The organism is Salinivibrio costicola subsp. alcaliphilus (genome assembly GCF_001996185.1).
GTDB classification, from domain to species: domain Bacteria; phylum Pseudomonadota; class Gammaproteobacteria; order Enterobacterales; family Vibrionaceae; genus Salinivibrio; species Salinivibrio costicola.
Genome location: NZ_MUFR01000180.1, coordinates 1 through 329, shown reverse-complemented (window position 1 = coordinate 329; position 329 = coordinate 1). Strand labels below are relative to the sequence as shown.

Genomic DNA, 329 nt, shown 5'->3' with positions numbered 1-329 from the left:
TTTCTAAGTAGTGGCGGAGTGGACGGGACTCGAACCCGCGACCCCCGGCGTGACAGGCCGGTATTCTAACCAACTGAACTACCACTCCGCACCAATTCTTTTTCATCAAAGTCTTACATTTATCTGCTTTGATGATTAAATTGCGAGCTATGCGCAGGGAGTTTTGAAGCGAGACGCACAGTGTATGCCAATACATGAGCATCGCAGCTATCAAAAATCACAAGCAATAGGCGCAATTTATAATCAAAGCCTGGCGATGTCCTACTCTCACATGGGGAGACCCCACACTACCATCGGCGCTGCTTCGTTTCACTACTGAGTTCGGCATG

General features: G+C 48.9%; 1 tRNA gene and 1 rRNA gene. Both read right to left on the bottom strand.

Going from position 1 to position 329, the window contains the following annotated elements:
- Positions 1-11: 11 nt before the first annotated feature.
- A tRNA-Asp gene (locus tag BZJ21_RS15775) sits at positions 12-88 on the bottom strand.
- Positions 89-248: 160 nt separating this feature from the next.
- Positions 249-329: ribosomal RNA gene (gene rrf / locus BZJ21_RS16945) — 5S ribosomal RNA — on the bottom strand; the annotation flags it as partial.